The organism is Streptomyces sp. NPDC085900, from assembly GCF_044540925.1.
Classification (GTDB): Bacteria; Actinomycetota; Actinomycetes; order Streptomycetales; family Streptomycetaceae; genus Streptomyces; species Streptomyces gilvifuscus.
On record NZ_JBITSP010000013.1, the window covers coordinates 40,429 to 56,225 of the forward strand.

At 72.0% G+C, this 15,797-nt stretch carries 17 protein-coding genes and 1 riboswitch; of the genes, 8 read left to right on the forward strand and 9 right to left on the reverse strand.

From position 1 onward, the window contains the following. Positions 1-16: 16 nt before the first annotated feature. Positions 17-1,369 (forward strand): class II 3-deoxy-7-phosphoheptulonate synthase, encoded by a 1,353-nt coding sequence (locus ACIGDI_RS35125; RefSeq protein ID WP_399905427.1) that lies wholly within the window; start codon positions 17-19, stop codon positions 1,367-1,369. A 134-nt stretch (positions 1,370-1,503) separates the two neighbouring features. Continuing rightward, positions 1,504-1,737, forward strand: a complete 234-nt coding sequence (locus ACIGDI_RS35130) for a bacterioferritin-associated ferredoxin (protein ID WP_399905430.1) — start codon at positions 1,504-1,506, stop codon at positions 1,735-1,737. Between the two features lies 1 nt (position 1,738). Here the strand turns inward: ACIGDI_RS35130 and bfr are convergent, their stop codons facing one another. Then, positions 1,739-2,218, reverse strand: coding sequence for a bacterioferritin (gene bfr, locus ACIGDI_RS35135; RefSeq protein WP_399905433.1), 480 nt, complete (start codon positions 2,216-2,218; stop codon positions 1,739-1,741). Between the two features lie 156 nt (positions 2,219-2,374). On the opposite strand from bfr, the gene ACIGDI_RS35140 reads away from it, so the two are divergent. Further along, entirely contained in the window at positions 2,375-3,016 is a 642-nt protein-coding gene (locus ACIGDI_RS35140) for a sulfite oxidase-like oxidoreductase (protein ID WP_399905436.1), read from the forward strand. A 16-nt stretch (positions 3,017-3,032) separates the two neighbouring features. Here the strand turns inward: ACIGDI_RS35140 and ACIGDI_RS35145 are convergent, their stop codons facing one another. From ACIGDI_RS35145 to thiO, 6 genes are all read right to left on the reverse strand, one after another. Further along, on the reverse strand, positions 3,033-3,533 hold the full coding sequence (locus ACIGDI_RS35145) for a DUF4396 domain-containing protein (protein ID WP_399905439.1): 501 nt from the start codon (positions 3,531-3,533) through the stop codon (positions 3,033-3,035). A 77-nt stretch (positions 3,534-3,610) separates the two neighbouring features. Then, entirely contained in the window at positions 3,611-4,486 is an 876-nt protein-coding gene (locus ACIGDI_RS35150) for a deoxyribonuclease IV (RefSeq protein ID WP_399905440.1), read from the reverse strand. Positions 4,487-4,522: 36 nt separating this feature from the next. Continuing rightward, positions 4,523-6,445, reverse strand: a complete 1,923-nt coding sequence (pknB, locus tag ACIGDI_RS35155; RefSeq protein WP_399905443.1) for a Stk1 family PASTA domain-containing Ser/Thr kinase — start codon at positions 6,443-6,445, stop codon at positions 4,523-4,525. Between the two features lie 118 nt (positions 6,446-6,563). Continuing rightward, a complete protein-coding gene (locus ACIGDI_RS35160) occupies positions 6,564-7,358 on the reverse strand; it encodes a thiazole synthase (RefSeq protein ID WP_399905446.1) in 795 nt (264 codons plus the stop codon). Positions 7,359-7,361: 3 nt separating this feature from the next. Beyond that, positions 7,362-7,562, reverse strand: coding sequence for a sulfur carrier protein ThiS (thiS, locus tag ACIGDI_RS35165; protein ID WP_200698954.1), 201 nt, complete (start codon positions 7,560-7,562; stop codon positions 7,362-7,364). Then, positions 7,559-8,713: a glycine oxidase ThiO gene (gene thiO, locus ACIGDI_RS35170; protein WP_399905449.1), complete on the reverse strand. Its 1,155-nt coding sequence runs from the start codon at positions 8,711-8,713 to the stop codon at positions 7,559-7,561. The genes thiS and thiO overlap by 4 nt, the downstream gene beginning before the upstream one ends. Then, positions 8,711-8,822, reverse strand: a riboswitch (TPP riboswitch). Its footprint overlaps the gene before it by 3 nt. Before the next feature lie 136 nt (positions 8,823-8,958). On the opposite strand from thiO, the gene ACIGDI_RS35175 reads away from it, so the two are divergent. The 5 genes from ACIGDI_RS35175 to ACIGDI_RS35195 all read left to right on the forward strand — a co-directional run bounded on the left by ACIGDI_RS35175 (position 8,959) and on the right by ACIGDI_RS35195 (position 13,453). Next, positions 8,959-10,188 carry an NAD(P)/FAD-dependent oxidoreductase gene (locus ACIGDI_RS35175; RefSeq protein ID WP_399905451.1) on the forward strand — a complete coding sequence of 410 codons (1,230 nt, stop codon included), beginning with the start codon at positions 8,959-8,961 and terminating at the stop codon, positions 10,186-10,188. A gap of 66 nt (positions 10,189-10,254) precedes the next feature. Next, complete coding sequence (locus tag ACIGDI_RS35180; RefSeq protein WP_142151406.1) at positions 10,255-10,620, forward strand: Rv2175c family DNA-binding protein; 366 nt, start codon at positions 10,255-10,257, stop codon at positions 10,618-10,620. A 129-nt stretch (positions 10,621-10,749) separates the two neighbouring features. Next, positions 10,750-11,409: a thiamine phosphate synthase gene (thiE, locus tag ACIGDI_RS35185; protein WP_399905454.1), complete on the forward strand. Its 660-nt coding sequence runs from the start codon at positions 10,750-10,752 to the stop codon at positions 11,407-11,409. Positions 11,410-11,507: 98 nt separating this feature from the next. Then, entirely contained in the window at positions 11,508-12,431 is a 924-nt protein-coding gene (gene metF, locus ACIGDI_RS35190) for a methylenetetrahydrofolate reductase [NAD(P)H] (protein ID WP_399905457.1), read from the forward strand. 56 nt (positions 12,432-12,487) lie between these two features. Then, a complete protein-coding gene (locus tag ACIGDI_RS35195) occupies positions 12,488-13,453 on the forward strand; it encodes a hypothetical protein (protein WP_399905460.1) in 966 nt (321 codons plus the stop codon). Between the two features lie 14 nt (positions 13,454-13,467). On the opposite strand, the gene ACIGDI_RS35200 is transcribed toward ACIGDI_RS35195, so the two are convergent. Together ACIGDI_RS35200 and ACIGDI_RS35205 are read right to left on the reverse strand one after the other, a co-directional pair. After that, the gene (locus ACIGDI_RS35200) at positions 13,468-14,982 is read right to left on the reverse strand and encodes a phytoene desaturase family protein (protein ID WP_399905463.1); all 1,515 of its coding nucleotides are present in this window, start codon (positions 14,980-14,982) and stop codon (positions 13,468-13,470) included. A gap of 30 nt (positions 14,983-15,012) precedes the next feature. Next, positions 15,013-15,630, reverse strand: a complete 618-nt coding sequence (locus tag ACIGDI_RS35205) for a DUF4126 domain-containing protein (RefSeq protein WP_399905466.1) — start codon at positions 15,628-15,630, stop codon at positions 15,013-15,015. Positions 15,631-15,797: the final 167 nt, after the last annotated feature.

The following is a 15,797-nucleotide window of genomic DNA, read 5'->3' on the forward strand; positions in this document are numbered from 1 at the left end:
CCGTAATGTTTGGGGGGTGACCGTGAACGCTAAGACCAGCGCGAGCGCTGGCAACACCTGGCGAGATCTGCCCGCGGCGCAGCAGCCCGAGTACCCCGACCTTGAGGCTCTGCGCGCAGTCGTTGCGGACCTCGAGTCGTATCCGCCGCTCGTCTTCGCGGGCGAGTGCGATCAGCTGCGCGCCCGGTTGGCGGCCGTCGCCAAGGGAGAGGCGTTCCTCCTCCAGGGCGGCGACTGCGCCGAGGCCTTCGACGCGGTGTCGGCCGACCACATCCGCAACAAGCTCAAGACGCTGCTGCAGATGGGCGCGGTCCTGACGTACGCCGCCTCGGTGCCGGTCGTCAAGGTCGGCCGTATCGCCGGCCAGTACTCCAAGCCGCGCTCCAAGCCGACCGAGACCCGCGACGGCGTGACCCTGCCGACCTACCGCGGCGACTCCGTCAACGGCTTCGACTTCACCGAGGCCGCCCGCATCCCGGACCCCGAGCGGCTGAAGCGGATGTACCACGCGTCCGCCTCCACGCTGAACCTGGTGCGCGCCTTCACCACCGGCGGCTACGCCGACCTGCGCCAGGTGCACGCCTGGAACCAGGACTTCGTGAAGTCGTCCCCCTCCGGCCAGCGCTACGAGCAGCTCGCGCGGGAGATCGACAACGCGCTGAACTTCATGCGGGCCTGCGGCACCGACCCGGAGGAGTTCAAGACCGTCGAGTTCTACTCCTCGCACGAGGCGCTGCTGCTCGACTACGAGTCGGCGCTGACCCGCGTCGACTCGCGCACCGGCCAGCTGTACGACGTCTCCGCGCACATGGTGTGGATCGGTGAGCGCACCCGGCAGCTGGACCACGCGCACATCGAGTTCGCCTCGAAGATCCGCAACCCGATCGGCATCAAGCTCGGTCCGACGACGACGGCCGAGGAGGCGCTCCAGTACATCGAGCGTCTGGACCCCGACCGCGAGCCCGGCCGGCTGACCTTCATCGTCCGCATGGGCGCCGACAAGGTCCGCGACAAGCTGCCCGAGCTGGTCGAGAAGGTCACCGCCTCGGGCGCGACGGTGGCCTGGATCACCGACCCGATGCACGGCAACACCTACGAGGCGGCCTCCGGTCACAAGACCCGCCGCTTCGACGACGTGCTCGACGAGGTCAAGGGCTTCTTCGAGGTCCACAAGGCCCTCGGCACCCACCCGGGCGGCATCCATGTCGAGCTCACCGGCGACGACGTCACCGAGTGCGTGGGCGGCGGCGACGAGATCTTCGTCGACGACCTGCACCAGCGCTACGAGACGGCCTGCGACCCGCGGCTGAACCGCAGCCAGTCGCTCGACCTGGCGTTCCTGGTCGCCGAGATGTACCGGGACCAGTGACGGCGGCACCTGTCCCGAGGGCATGAAGTGGGGCGCGGATCACATACGATCCGCGCCCCATCCCACTTTTGCGGTCTCCGGACGCCGGGTAAGGTTAGGTTAGCCTTATCGATCTAGGTGGGAGGTGAGTCCGCGTGTACGTTTGCAGCTGTTTCGGCGTGACCGAGGCGCAGGTCCAGCAGCACGCGGACGGCGGTGCCTGCACCCCCCGCCAGATAGCCTCCGCCTGCAAGGCGGGCACGGACTGCGGCTCGTGCGTGCGCCGGATCCAGGCGATCCTCGGCCGGGGCGCCGTCCCGCGGCGGGAGGCGGCGGACCAGGGCCGACCGGTCCTCGCCGAGCTCGCGGACCTCGACGAAGCGGCCTAGCTCAGCTCTCCGGCTGTTCGATCAGCTGGGCGACGTACAGCGCCTCGCCGAGCTTCTCCACCAGTTCCAGCTGGGTGTCGAGGTAGTCGATGTGGTGCTCCTCGTCCTCGAGGATCGACTCGAAGATGTTCGCGGACGTGATGTCGCCCTTGTCGCGCATCACCTTGATCCCGCGCCTCAGGCGGTCGATCGCCTCGACCTCGATCTGCCGGTCGGCCTCGAACATCTCCTTGACGGTCTGGCCCACCCGCACGTGGAACAGCCGCTGGTAGTTGGGCAACCCCTCCAGGAAGAGAATCCGGTCGGTGAGCACCTCGGCGTGCTTCATCTCGTCGAACGACTCGTGCCGGGTGTACTTCGCGAGTTTCGTCCAGCCGAAGTTCTCCTGCATCTTCGCGTGCAGGAAGTACTGGTTGATCGCGGTCAGCTCGCCGGTGAGCTGCTCGTTGAGGAATTCGATGACCTCGGGGTCGCCCTGCATCGCAGAGGCTCCTTCCGACCGGGGGGAACAGGCAGGTTGCGCCGCATGATTCCACCGGCCCGCGAGGCCGTCCAGTAAGTTCACGCTTAGTAGGAGTTGCCCGAATCGGGCGGAGGCCGGTCATGGGCATCGCCGCGGGTCTGTCAGGATGGAGGCATGGGTCAGCCGGTGGAACGCGCATCAGGAGAAACCGGAGATTCCGTGCACCCGGGGCTTCCCCCCGGCCAGCGCCTGCAGCGCGGCTGGCCGGTCACGCACTACGGGCCCGTCCCCAAGTTCCGGCCCGAGCGCTGGGAGTTCAGGGTCTTCGGCGCCACCGCGGACGATGAGAAGCACTGCTGGAGCCACGAGGAGTTCACGGCGCTGCCGTACACCTCGGTCGTCGCCGATCTGCACTGCGTGACGAAGTTCAGCATGCTCGGCGCCGAGTGGGGCGGCATCCCCGCCTCCGCGATCCTGGAGATCGCCCCGCCCGCCCCCGCCGTCACCCATGTGATGGTCTGGGCCGAGTACGGCTTCAGCTCCAACCTCCGCCTCGACGACTTCGCGTCCGACCGCACCCTCTTCGCCACCCACAAGGACGGCGAGCTCCTGACCGCGGAACACGGTTTCCCGCTGCGCCTGGTCGTCCCGCACCTGTACGCCTGGAAGGGCCCGAAGTGGGTGCGCGGCGTCGAGTACATGACCGCCGACCGCCGCGGCTTCTGGGAGGAGCGCGGGTACCACAACATCGGCGATCCGTGGAAGGAGCAGCGCTACTCCTACCAGGAGGAGCCCGGGGAGGGGCCCGAGCTCTGAGCCCGTCCCCGGCCGCTCAGTGGTGTGCGTGGACCACGGCGTGGCCCTTGCCGCGCCCGATCATCCACTTGTTGACGGGTGTGGTGACCGCGAACGCGATCACCAGGGAGATCGCCAGCGAGATCCAGAAGAGCGTGTCACCGAGCCCGGCGTCCATGGCGTCCGGCCACAGCACGATCACGCCGTTGTCGATGAGCTCCATCACGGCGATCGACAGGGTGTCCGCGGCCAGCGCCACCCGGAACGCGGTGCGGAAGCCGACGCCGGCCCTCAGGACCCCGCGCAGGGTGAGCGAGTAGCCGAAGAAGAAGGCGAGGACGATCGCCAGGACCATCGTCGGGACGTTGCCCCAGCCGAGCGCGGTGCCGATCACCATGCCCAGCACCTCTCCGATGGCGCAGCCGGTGAGGCAGTGGAGGGTGGCCTGCGCGGCCATGGACCAGCTCGCGGGGCCGTGCCCTTGGGGGGCGTGGCTCTCCTGCCCGTGGACGTGTTCGGTGTGTGCCTGGTGCTGCATGGGTGCCCCCAATGCCGGATGACGGTTCCTGTACCGGACAGGAACCGTCATACCCCCTGGGGGTATTCCGGAACGGGTCAGGAATCCCGCAGTTTCTTCAGCCGCTCCACGTCCGCCGCGTGCCCCTCCTTGCCGCCGGGGGTCTCGATGATCAGCGGGACGCCCTCGGTGGCGGGGTGGGTCATCAGGGCGCGGAAGGGGTCCTCGCCGATGTGACCGGCGCCGATGTTCTCGTGCCGGTCCTTGTGGGCGCCGACGACGTCCTTGGAGTCGTTGGCGTGGATCAGCTTCAGCCGGCCCTCGCCGACCGTCTCCACCAGCAGGTCGAGCGTCTGGTGCATGCCGCTCGGTCCGGTCAGGTCGTGCCCGGCGGCGAAGATGTGGCAGGTGTCCAGGCAGACCCCGAGCTTCGGATGGGCGTCCAGCGCCTCGAAGTACGGGCCGAAGTCCCAGGTCCGCGAGCAGAGGGAGGCGCCCTGGCCGGCGGTCGACTCCAGCAGCAGGAACGGGTCGTCGTCGTGGGTCAGCTCGTCGAGCAGCGGAAGCAGGTGTTCGCGCACCTGCTTCAGGGCCACGGACCGCTCCCGGCCGCCGGTCGCGCTGCCGGTGTGCACGACCACGCCGAGCGCCCCGATCTCCCGCCCGCGCCGCAGCGAGTGCCGCAGCGACTCCACCGACCTCTCGACCGTCGCCTCGGTGTGCGAGCCGAAGTTGATCAGGTAGGGAGCATGGACGTACGCCGGAATCGCCTCGGCCGCGCAGGCCGCGCGGAACTCCTCGTCCTGCCGCGGATTGCCGACAGGCGTGGCCCAGCCCCGCGGGTTGGCGACGAAGACCTGCACGGTCTCGGCCCCGAGGTCGCGGGCGTAGGTCAGACCGACGGAGTTCAGGCCGCCGGCCACGGGCACGTGGCCGCCGACGGGGTTGCGGGGGAGGGAGGGGTACCGGCTCATCACCCGTTCAGGGTGTCATGCCTCCGCGGCCCTCCGTCACCGGATCTTGATGGTGATCGTCGAGCCCTTCGGCGCCGACTGACCACCCTTCACGGACTGCGCCTTGACCGTGTCGCCGAACAGGCCGAGCAGACCGCGGTCCTCGTCGACCTTGAATCCGGCGCCCTCCAGGGCCTTGTGCGCGTCGTCGACGCTGTCGCCGGTGACGTCCGGGACCTCGACCATCACCGGGCCCTTGGACAGCGTCAGCGTCACCATGTCGCCCTCGGCGGCCCGGCCGTCGCCCTGCGGGGTCTGCGCGGCGACCTGGCCCTTGTCGTAGTCCGAGTTGATCCGCTCGGCGGCGACCTTCACGTTGAGGCCGGCGTCCTCCAGGTCGGACCTCGCGGAGTCGAGGTCCTCGCCGGTGACGTCCGGGACGTCCACCGCGCTGCCCTTGCTGACGGTCAGCGCGACCGCCGAGCCCGCGTGCCGCCGCACGCCCGTGCCCGGCTCGGTGGAGATCACGGAGCCCCGCTCGACGCTGTCGCTGAACTCCCGGGTCACCATGCCCGCCTCGAGCCCGCTCTTCTTGAGCTGCGCCCTGGCCTCGGCCAGGGTCCGCCCCTGTACGTCGGGCACCTTCACGGTCTCGGGGCCGTCGGAGAGGGTGATCGACACGGAGGCGTTGTCCCGGACCCGGGCGCCGGGCTCGGGGTCGGAGCTGATGATCGTGCCCCGGGCCACCGTGTCGCTGTAGGCGTGCTTGACCGTCCCAAGGTCCAGCCCGGCGTGGTTCAGCTGCTTCTCGGCCTGCGTCCGGGTCTTCGCCAGCACCGGCGGGACCTTGGTGAACTGGCCGGAGTTGATGTACCACACGCCCGTGCCGACGCCGAGGATCAGCAGCACCGCGACGACGATCGCCAGCGGCCCGCGCCGGGAGCGCCCGTCCCGCGGGCGGGGCGGCAGCGGCGGGGGAGACTCCAGCCGGCTGGTGCGGTGCAGCGCCGGCTCCTCGTTCACCGGCAGCGGCCGGGGTGTGTGCAGCGCGCGCGGGATGACGCTCGTACGGTCCTCGGAGATGTCCCGGTGCTCCGCCGCGACCGCCCGTGGCGGCACCGCGTCCAGCTGGTCCGGGCCGAGGGCGGCCCGCACCTCGCGGGTCTGCGCGAGCAGCGCCACCGCGTCGTACGGACGGACGTCCGGGGTCCGGGCGGTCGCCGACGCGACCAGTTCGTCCAGCTCGTACGGCAGCCCCGGGACGACCGCCGACGGGGGCGGGACGTCCTCGTGGAGGTGCTTGTAGAGGACCGTGGCGGGGGAGTCCCCCTCGTGCGGCCGGTCGCCGGTGAGCATCTCGTACAGGACGACACCGCACGCGTACACGTCGACCCGGGGGTCGGCCGTGCCGTGCTCGATCTGCTCCGGCGCGAGGTAGGAGACGGTGCCGAGCACGGTCCCGGTGGTGTTGGTGACCGTGTCCACGGAGCGCACGAGCCCGAAGTCCGCGACCTTCACCCGGCCGTCGTCCCCTATCAGGACGTTCTCCGGCTTCATGTCCCGGTGCACGAACCCGGCCCGGTGCGCGGCGCCGAGGGCGGCGAGCACCGGCTCCAGGATGTCCAGGGCGGCGCGCGGCTGCAGCGCCCCGCGCTCGCGCAGCACGTCGCGCAGGGTGCACCCGGCGACGTACTCCATCGCGAGATAGACGTACGACCCGTCGGTGCCCTGGTCGAAGACCTGCACCACGTTCGGGTGGGCGAGCCGGGCGACCGACTTCGCCTCCCGGATGAACCGCTCGACGAAGGAGCCGTCGGCGGCGAGAGAGGGGTGCATCACCTTCAGCGCGAGCACGCGGTCGAGGCGGGTGTCCAGGGCCCGGTAGACCGTGGCCATCCCGCCGACCGCGATCCGCGCGTCCACGCGATAGCGGCCGTCGAGCACCTGCCCGACCAGAGGGTCCTGAAGGGTCGTATCCACGCAGGTGAGTGTACGAGCCGAGACTGACAGGGCCGTGGGTTCGGGTGAGATCGGGGCGTTACTGCAGCCGAGCTGTGACGGACCTCGCACCGCCGTCCGGATCTGATCGAACAGGCGTTCAGAACGCGGGGCGCTCCGGATCGAGGTGCGCGCGCCCCTCGTGCGGCGAGGACGCCTCCGCGAAGTGCCGGCGCGGAATGCGCCCCGCCCGGAACGCCAGCCGGCCCGCCTCCACCGCGTGCCGCATCGCCTCGGCCATCAGCTGCGGCTCCTGCGCCCGCGTCACCGCCGAGGCGAGCATCACGCCCGCGCACCCCAGCTCCATCGCGAGGGCCGCGTCCGACGCCGTACCGGCGCCCGCGTCCAGGATCACCGGCACGCGCGCGTGCTCGGTGATCAGCTGGAAGTTGTGCGGATTGCGGATGCCGAGCCCGGAGCCGATGGGCGAGCCGAGCGGCATGATCGCCGCGCATCCGACGTCCTCCAGCCGACGCGCGAGGACCGGGTCGTCGTTCGTGTACGGCAGCACGGTGAAACCGTCGTCGACCAGCGTCTCGGCGGCGTCCAGCAGCTCGATCGGGTCGGGCAGCAGGGTGCGCTCGTCGGCGATCACCTCGAGCTTGACCAGATCGGTGCCGAGCGCCTCGCGCGCGAGGCGTGCGGTCAGAACGGCCTCCTGGGCCGTGAAGCAGCCGGCCGTGTTCGGCAGGACTCGGATGCCCAGCCTGTTCAGCACCGACAGCACCGAGCCGTGCACCGACGGGTCCACCCGCCGCATCGCGACCGTCGTCAGCTCCGTGCCGGACGCCACCAGCGCGCGCTCCAGCACCTCCAGGCTGGGGGCACCTCCGGTGCCCATGATCAGGCGGGACGTGAAGGACGTACCGCCGATGACAAAGGGGTCGTCGGCCATGGGTCAGCCTCCTTGGACGGCGGTGAGGACCTCGACGCGGTCCCCCTCGGAGAGGGGCGTCGCGGGCCACTGCGCGCGCGGGACGACGGTTTCGTTCAGGGCGGCGGCCACTCCGGAGGGGGCCGGGGTCAGGGTGCGTACGACGGCGTCCAGGGCCGTGCCGGGAGCGAATTCGCGCCGCTCCCCGTTGACGGAGACGTTCATGCGGGCTGCTCCACGCGCGCGAAGCGCTTCGGGGTGAACGGGCGGGCCTCTTCGGGCAGTTCACCGGTGGCCAGGACATGCGCCATGGCGTCGCCGGTGACCGGCGTCAGCAGCACGCCGTTGCGGTAGTGGCCGGTGGCCAGCAGGAGCCCGGGCAGCTCGGTCGGGCCGAGCAGCGGCGCGTTGTCGGGGGAGCCCGGGCGCAGACCCGCCCGCGTCTCCGTCAGTGGCAGCTCGGTGATCCCGGGGACCAGCTCGTGCGCGTCGCGCAGCAGCTCGTACACCCCGCCGGCGGTGACCGTCGTGTCCCAGCCCAGCTCCTCGCTGGTGGCGCCGACGACCAGCTCGCCGTTCTCCCGGGGCACCAGGTAGACCTGGCTGCCGCGCACCACCGCCCGCACGGTACGGCTCAGGAACGGCGCGTACCGCTTCGGCACCGTCAGCCGGAGCACCTGCCCCTTCACCGGCCGCACCGGCGGCAGCACGTCGTCCGGCACGCCCGGCAGCCGCCCGCTGAGGCTGCCGGCCGCCAGCACCACCTGGCCGGCGGACAGCTCGGTGCCGTCGGCCGCTACGACGCCCGCGGCCCGGTCCCGCGCGACGCGGAAGCGCTCGGCCCACACCCGGTGGAACACCACGCCGGCCCGCTCGCACGCGGCCACCAGCGCGTGCGCCAGCCGCCGCGGATCGATCTGATGGTCGCCGTCGACCCGGAGCCCCCCGCGCACGCCCGGCGCGAGCATCGGCTCCAGGCGCCGGCAGTCACGCCCGGACAACCACTCGGACTCCAGCCCCGACTGCCGCTGCAGCGCGTGCAGTTCGCGCAGGTGCGCGCGGTCGTCGGCGTCGAGCGCGACGGCGAGCGTGCCGCACCGGCGGTAGCCGAGGTCGTGGCCGGTGGCCTCGGTGAGCTCGGCCACGAAGTCCGGGTAGCGGCGCGCCGAGGCCAGGTTGAGGCCGAGCAGGGTCTGCTCGCCGTAGTGCAGCTCCGTGACGGCGGCCAGCATCCCGGCGGCCACCTGGGCGGCCCCGCCGCCCGGCTCGGGATCGACCACGACTGTCGCGAGACCGCGCTGCGCGGCCCGCCAGGCCGTGACCAGACCGATGATCCCGCCCCCGATGACGAGGACGTCTGACGTACGTGACGACATGGGCGTCCAGCCCCTCCCTTCGCCGGCATGACCCGGATCAGGTTCGTACGGTCGGAGGCCGCCAGCCTCCCTCTCAGCCCGGTGCGTCCGGGCTCCCGCGAGTGCTTGTACGAGGGCCACCCTAGCCCGACCCCTCGCGCCTCGGTAAGAGAGCCTCCGGCCGCCGCCGTCGCTCACCGACGGTGTGGAACAGCTCACGGAGCACGACCCCTGACTGACACATAGTCAGTGTCTATGGTGATCAGGTGAGCGAGCAGACGACGCAGTCGCAGCGGCGGGTGGTCGTGGTCGGCGCCGGCATGGCCGGTGTACAGACCGCGGTCGCACTGCGGGAACAGGGCTTCACCGGCACCGTCACCCTGATCGGCGCCGAGCCCCACCAGCCGTACGACCGGCCGCCGCTGTCCAAGGCCGTCCTGCTCGGCAAGTCCGAGGGCTCCGCCTTCGACGTCGACTTCGAGGCACTCGGCATCGAACTGCGACTGGGACGCCAGGTGCTGGGCGTACGCCCCGACGAGCACCGGCTGGACACCGAGGCCGGGCCCGTCCCCTACGACGTCCTCGTCCTCGCCACCGGAGCCGAACCCATCATGCTGCCGGGCGCCGAGGGCGTGCCCGGCGTGCACCTGCTGCGCACCCTGGACGACGCCGAACGGCTGCGGCCCGTGCTCGCCCGGCAGCACGACATCGTGGTCGTCGGCGCGGGCTGGATCGGAGCCGAGTTCGCCACGGCCGCGCGCGAGGCGGGCTGCGCGGTGACCGTCGTCGAGGCCGCGGACCGGCCCCTCGCGGGCGCGCTCCCCGCCGAGGTGGCCGACCCCATGGCCGCCTGGTACGGGGACGCCGGAGCCGAGCTGCGCACACGCGCGCGCGTGGCGAGCGTCGAGCCCGGCGCGGTCGTCCTCGACGACGGCACGCGCGTGCCCGCGGGCGCGGTCGTGGTCGGCATCGGCGCCCGCCCCGCCACCGCCTGGCTCGCCGGCTCCGGCGTCGAGCTCGGCGCGCACCGCGAGGTCCTGGCCGACGACCGCCTGCGCGCCTCGGTGCCGGACGTCTACGCCGTCGGCGACTGCGCCTCCTTCCCCTCGGCCCGGTACGGCGAGCGCCTGCTCGTCCACCACTGGGACAACGCCCTCCAGGGCCCCCGCACGGTCGCCGCGAACATCGTCGGCGAGGCCACCGGCGAACCCCCGGCGGTCTACGACCCGGTCCCGTACTTCTGGTCGGAGCAGTTCGGCCGGTTCGTGCAGTACGCCGGGCACCACGCGTCCGCCGACACGACCGTATGGCGGGGCGACCCCTCCGGACCGGCCTGGTCCGTCTGCTGGCTGCGGGAGGACCGCCTGGTGGCGCTGCTCGCGGTCGGCAGGCCGCGTGACCTGGCCCAGGGGCGGCGGCTGATCGAGGCGGCCACCCCGATGGACGCCGGGCTGCTGGCGGACCCGGCGAAGCCCCTGAAGGCGGCGACGGCGTAGCCCGTACGCCGCTCGTCGGGCGGGCCCGACTTCCGACTGTCAGTCCCGGATGGCAGGCTTGATTCCGTGACCGAGATTGACGCAAAGATCGATGCTCTCGTCCCCGCCTGGCTCACCCTGCCCGACATCGCCGAAATGCTCGACGTGGAGGTGACGCGTGTGCGGCAGCTGGTCAAGGAGGGCCAGCTCATCGCCGTACGCCGTGGGGAGAACCGCGCGCTGCACGTTCCCGCCGCCTTCATCGACGGGGACAAGGTCGTCAAGGGCCTGACCGGCACCCTGACGCTCCTGCGGGACGACGGCTTCACCGACGAAGAGATGCTCGAGTGGCTCTTCACCCCCGACGACAGCCTGCCCGGCACCCCCGCGCAGGCCCTGAGCGAGAATCGCGGCACGGAGGTGAAGCGCCGGGCCCAGGCGCTCGCCGTCTGAACCGACCAGAACGACCCGAACACCGTCCGGAGTACGGGCCGTGGCCGGTGGTGGCCACGGCCGCGGAGCACCGCGGCCTGCCGCACCGGTCCGCGGCCCGTACACCATCCACACCCGGGGGACACCCGCATGCCCGTCACGTCCGGCGCCGACGCCCGCGCCCGGCTCTCCGACGCCCGGCTCTACCTCTGCACGGACGCCCGTAAGGCCCAGGGCGACCTGCCCGAGTTCCTGGACGCCGTCCTGGCGGGCGGGGTCGACATCGTGCAACTGCGCGACAAGGGCATGGAAGCGGCCGAGGAGCTGGAGCACCTGGAGGTCCTCGCCGAGGCCTGCGCCCGCCACGGCAGGCTTCTCGCGGTCAACGACCGGGCGGACGTCGCCCACGCGGCCGCCGCCGACGTCCTCCATCTGGGCCAGGGCGACCTCCCGGTCCCCGCGGCCCGCGCGATCCTCGCCGAGGACGTGCTCATCGGCCGCTCCACGCACGCGGAGGCGGAGGCCGAGGCGGCCGCCGTCCAAGAGGGCGTCGACTACTTCTGCACCGGCCCCTGCTGGCCGACCCCCACCAAGCCCGGCCGCCACGCCCCGGGCCTCGACCTGGTCCGGCACACCGCCGCCCTGGGCACCGACCGCCCCTGGTTCGCCATCGGCGGCATCGACCTCGGCAACCTCGACGAGGTGATCGAGGCCGGAGCCCGCCGGGTCGTGGTCGTCCGGGCCGTCACCGAGGCGGACGACCCCGGAGCGGCCGCCGCGGAGTTCGCGAAGCGGCTGCGGCAGCCCTGACGGACCCGGATGTCCAAGGGGTGGACAACAGCACGACAAAACGGTCAAATACCCGGTCTTCGGTTGGGGGACCGGGCGCCCCTGGTTAACCTGCGAGTATGGCCCTCGGAACCGCATCCACCAGGACTGATCGCGCACGCACCGTGAGCGACATGCTCGCCACGGGCAAGACGACGTACTCCTTCGAGTTCTCGGCGCCCAAGACGGCCAAGGGCGAGCGGAACCTGTGGAGCGCGCTGCGCAGGGTCGAGGCGGTGGCTCCCGACTTCGTCTCCGTGACGTACGGCGCCGGCGGCTCCACGCGCGCCGGCACGGTCAAGGAGACCGAGCAGATCGTCGCCGACACCACGCTGACGCCGGTCGCCCACCTCACCGCCGTCAACCACTCCATCGCCGAGCTGCGCAACATCATCGGCCAGTACGCGGACGCCGGCATCCGCAACATGCTGGCCGTGCGCGGCGACCCGCCCGGCGACCCCATGGGCGACTGGGTGCCGCACCCGCAGGGCCTGACGTACGCCGCCGAACTCGTCCAGCTCATCAAGGAGTCGGGCGACTTCTGCGTCGGCGTGGCGGCCTTCCCCGAGATGCACCCGCGCTCCGCGGACTGGGACACGGACGTCAGCCGCTTCGTCGACAAGTGCCGGGCCGGCGCCGACTACGCCATCACGCAGATGTTCTTCCAGCCGGAGTCGTATCTGCGGCTGCGCGACCGGGTCGCGTCGGCGGGCTGCGAGACCCCCGTCATCCCGGAAGTGATGCCGGTGACGAGTGTGAAGATGCTGCAGCGGTTGCCGCAGCTCAGCAACGCTCACATCCCTTCCGCCCTGAAAGAGCGGATCCTCACAGCAAAAGACGATCCGGCCGCTGTACGCTCCATTGGCATCGAATTCGCCACGGAGTTCTGCGCGCGACTGCTCGACGAGGGAGTGCCCGGACTGCACTTCATCACGCTCAACAACTCCACGGCGACGCTGGAAATCTACGAGAACCTGGGCCTGCATCACCCCCCGCAGGCCTAGACCGGCCGCACGGGTATACGACACACTGCGTAGCGGCGACTGGGAGAGGGGCGTACATGGGCTGGACGGTCCTCTACATCGCGTTCGGCATCGTCGCGCTGTGGCTGCTGGGCGAGGTGCTGCTGCAGTACAAGGCGCGGCTGCGCTGGCGACTGCTCGCCTTCGCCGGCTTCCTCGGCGTCGTGCTCGGTGTCCTCATCCCCTCGGTGATCGTCATCGGCCTGGGCGCCGCGGCGTTCGCGGTCGGCCAGACCTACGTCACCCTGTCGTTCCGCCGCGGCTTCTCGGCGGGCTGGGCGGTCAAGCGCCCCGAGGGCGACGGCCTCGGCGCCGGCCTCAAGGGCCGCCGCGGGAAGGCGGAGCGCCAAGACCCGACCCTGGAGGTGTCCGAGCTGGAGCCGGAGACCGACACGGACTACGGCCCGGAGCGTGCCGCCTACACCCAGGGCGCCGCCTACGGCGCGGACGACGACTACGACCGCGACGACGTCTTCACCCCCGCCCGCCCCACGGCCGCCGAGTCCACCGCGGTCTACGAGCCGCAGCCCCTGCCCGACGACACCGGCTCGTACGGCATATACAGCGAGTCCTCGTACGCCGCCGCAGACCCGTCGTACGCCAACGCCGGCCAGGCCCAGGACCAGTACGCGACGGCCGCCCAGGGCGCCGACCAGACCTACGGGTACGACTACTCCGGCTACGGCCAGCAGCAGTACGGCTACGACACCACCGGCCAGCAGCAGTACGCCGCCTACTCCGACCCGTACATCGGCACCCAGACCTACGGCGGCGGCGGCTACGACGCGAACTACGACCAGTACGCCCAGCAGGGCTACAGCCAGGAGCAGTACGCCACCGGCGGGTACGGCGAGACGCCGTCCGGCGGTGTCTGGGTCCCGCAGCAGCGCACCGACGAGACCTACGGCGGCGAGCTCCCGCCGGAGCAGCAGTACCCGTACCAGGGCAACGGCCAGCAGCAGCAGGGCGGCGCCGGGTACGACGAGCAGCAGTACCGCTTCTGAGGCCGTTCAGCCGCTCACTGCGATCCCCGGAACTCCGGCCCCTCCACGATCAGGCCGGCCACCAGCGCGCCCGACATGCCCGCGTGCGGAAGCCCGCCGCCGGGATGCGACCAGCCGCCGACGGTGAACAGGCCGGGAACCGCGGTGGTGTTCGCCGGGTGCAGCAGGCCTCCCTCGCCCGCGGCGAGCGCCGGCGGCGGCACCGCACCTCCCTCGGCGCCGGTCGCCTCCGCGATGTCGGCCGGGGTGCGCACCTCGTGCCACAGCAGGCGCTCGCGCAGATCCGGTACGGCCCGCTCGGCCACGGTGATCAGCTTCTCGGCCAGCTCGGCCAAGACCTCAGGCTCCGCCCAGCGCCGGTCGGGCTGTGCCGGCACCACCGAGGTGAGCGTGATCGCCTCGTGGTCGGCATCCGGGACCAGCCGCGGGTCGTCGGGCCGTAGGACGGTGACCGTCGGGCGGTCGGCCACCCCGGACGGTGTGCCGAACAGGGCGTCCAGCTCGGCCTCCCGGTCGGCCGCGTGCACCACGGTCCGGTGCGCCGTCCCCTCCGGGCGGCCGCCACGCAGCGCCAGCAGCACCGTGAGACGGCTCGGCAGCCCGTGCCGCGGCGGGACCTCGCCGTCGCCCCGGACGGCCGAACCCCGTACACAACGGCTCAGCGTCCCGGGCGCGACACCGGCGACCACGAAGTCCGCCTCCGCGACCGTCCCGTCCGCAAGCTCCACCCCTGTCACCCGGCCGTCCTTCTCCAGCACCCCCGTCACCTCGGCGCCGAAGCGGAACTCGACCCTGCGCGCCACGCACCGCTCGTGCACGGCGCGCGCCAACTCCCTCATGCCGCCCCGCACGGACCAGACGCCGAAGGCGTGTTCCATGTACGGCAGGACGGCCGCGCTCGCCGGCGTGACGCGCGGGTCGAGGCCGTAGGCGAGGGCGTGGCTCTCCAGGAGCGCCGCGAGCCGGGGGTCCCGCAGCTCCCAGGCGCCGACCTCGGCGAGGGTGCTCGCCCGCCGGGTGCGCAGCAGCCGCTTGTGCGCCACCGCCGGATAGGGCTCGCGCTCGGCCAGCACCGACCAGTTGGGCCACAGCGGCTCCTCCAGCAGCGGCCGCCGGGTGCGGTCCCAGGCCTCGCGGGCCCGCACCAGGAAGTCGCCCCAGCGCTCGCCCGCGGCCGCCCCGAGCGCCTCGTCCAGGGCGGCGACGACGCCCGCGCGCGAGGCGTTCGGCAGGGACACGCGTGTGCCGTCCGCGAAGAAGTGCCGGGAGGACGGGTCGACCTGGACCAGCTCGACGCGGTCCTCCAGCGGCTCCTTGCCGGTCTTGACGAACAGATCGCGCCAGACGGCGGGCAGGGTCAGCAGTCCGGGGCCGGTGTCGAAGCCGAAGCCGTCGCGCTCGAAGCGGCGCACCGCGCCGCCGTACGTCTCCGTACGCTCGTACACCGTCACCCGGTGGCCCGCGACGGCCAGCCGGGCGGCGGCCGCCATCGCGCCCATCCCGGCGCCGATCACCGCAATCCGTCCCATGCCCGCGACTTTATCGACCGCCACCGACAGTCACGGAACGGGAGGTGGCTCCGGCTGCGCGGCGAGCCGCCGCTCCTCCCGCCGCTGGGCCCTGCGCCGCAGGAACCGCCGGATCCGGGAGACCAGGAAGACCAGCACCACAAGACCGGTCAGCAGCAGCACGCCGGCGAGCGAGGCCGCCGCGAGCGGATGGAACATCGCGAACGTCACGATGCCGCCGACCCCGAGGTCCTCGGCGATGCTGATGACGATGTTGCTGAACGGCTCCGGCGAGGTGTTGACCGCCATCCGCGTCCCGGCCTTGACGGTGTGGCTGGCCAGCGCCGTGGAGCCGCCGACCAGGCCCGCGACCACGTCGTTCAGCGAACCGCTGTGCCCGGCGAGCAGCGCCCCGACCCAGGCGCCCGCGACCGGCCGGACCACGGTGTGCACCGAGTCCCACACCGAGTCGACGTACGGGATCTTGTCGGCGACGGCCTCGCACAGGAACAGCACGCCCGCCGCGACGAGGACCTCGGGCCGCTGGAGCGCCTCGGGGACGTCGTCGCTCACCCCGGTGGCACCGAACACGCCGAGCAGCAGCACGACGGCGTAGGCGTTGATACCGCTGGCCCAGCCGCTGGTGAAGACGAGAGGGAGTACCGACACGGACGCGATCGTAACCAGTGGGCGACGCGGCGTCCTGGGGGTGAGCACACAGACCTGAGTATCCGTACCTAGTGGGCGAGATGAGTACGCGCGCGGATGGGGGCCGACCTGCGCGAACGAGAAGGTGGAGACACGGAAAGGGGCGCGGCTCCGGCACCGGCGACACG

Coding starts and splice junctions, on each gene's coding strand:
- bfr (WP_399905433.1), bottom strand. CDS start 2,218: ATGCAGGGCGACCCCGAGGTCATCGAATTCCTCAACGAGCAGCTCACC.
- ACIGDI_RS35140 (WP_399905436.1), top strand. CDS start 2,375: ATGGGTCAGCCGGTGGAACGCGCATCAGGAGAAACCGGAGATTCCGTG.
- ACIGDI_RS35145 (WP_399905439.1), bottom strand. CDS start 3,533: ATGCAGCACCAGGCACACACCGAACACGTCCACGGGCAGGAGAGCCAC.
- ACIGDI_RS35150 (WP_399905440.1), bottom strand. CDS start 4,486: ATGAGCCGGTACCCCTCCCTCCCCCGCAACCCCGTCGGCGGCCACGTG.
- ACIGDI_RS35160 (WP_399905446.1), bottom strand. CDS start 7,358: ATGGCCGACGACCCCTTTGTCATCGGCGGTACGTCCTTCACGTCCCGC.
- thiS (WP_200698954.1), bottom strand. CDS start 7,562: ATGAACGTCTCCGTCAACGGGGAGCGGCGCGAATTCGCTCCCGGCACG.
- thiO (WP_399905449.1), bottom strand. CDS start 8,713: ATGTCGTCACGTACGTCAGACGTCCTCGTCATCGGGGGCGGGATCATC.
- thiE (WP_399905454.1), top strand. CDS start 10,750: ATGCCCGTCACGTCCGGCGCCGACGCCCGCGCCCGGCTCTCCGACGCC.
- metF (WP_399905457.1), top strand. CDS start 11,508: ATGGCCCTCGGAACCGCATCCACCAGGACTGATCGCGCACGCACCGTG.
- ACIGDI_RS35195 (WP_399905460.1), top strand. CDS start 12,488: ATGGGCTGGACGGTCCTCTACATCGCGTTCGGCATCGTCGCGCTGTGG.
- ACIGDI_RS35200 (WP_399905463.1), bottom strand. CDS start 14,982: ATGGGACGGATTGCGGTGATCGGCGCCGGGATGGGCGCGATGGCGGCC.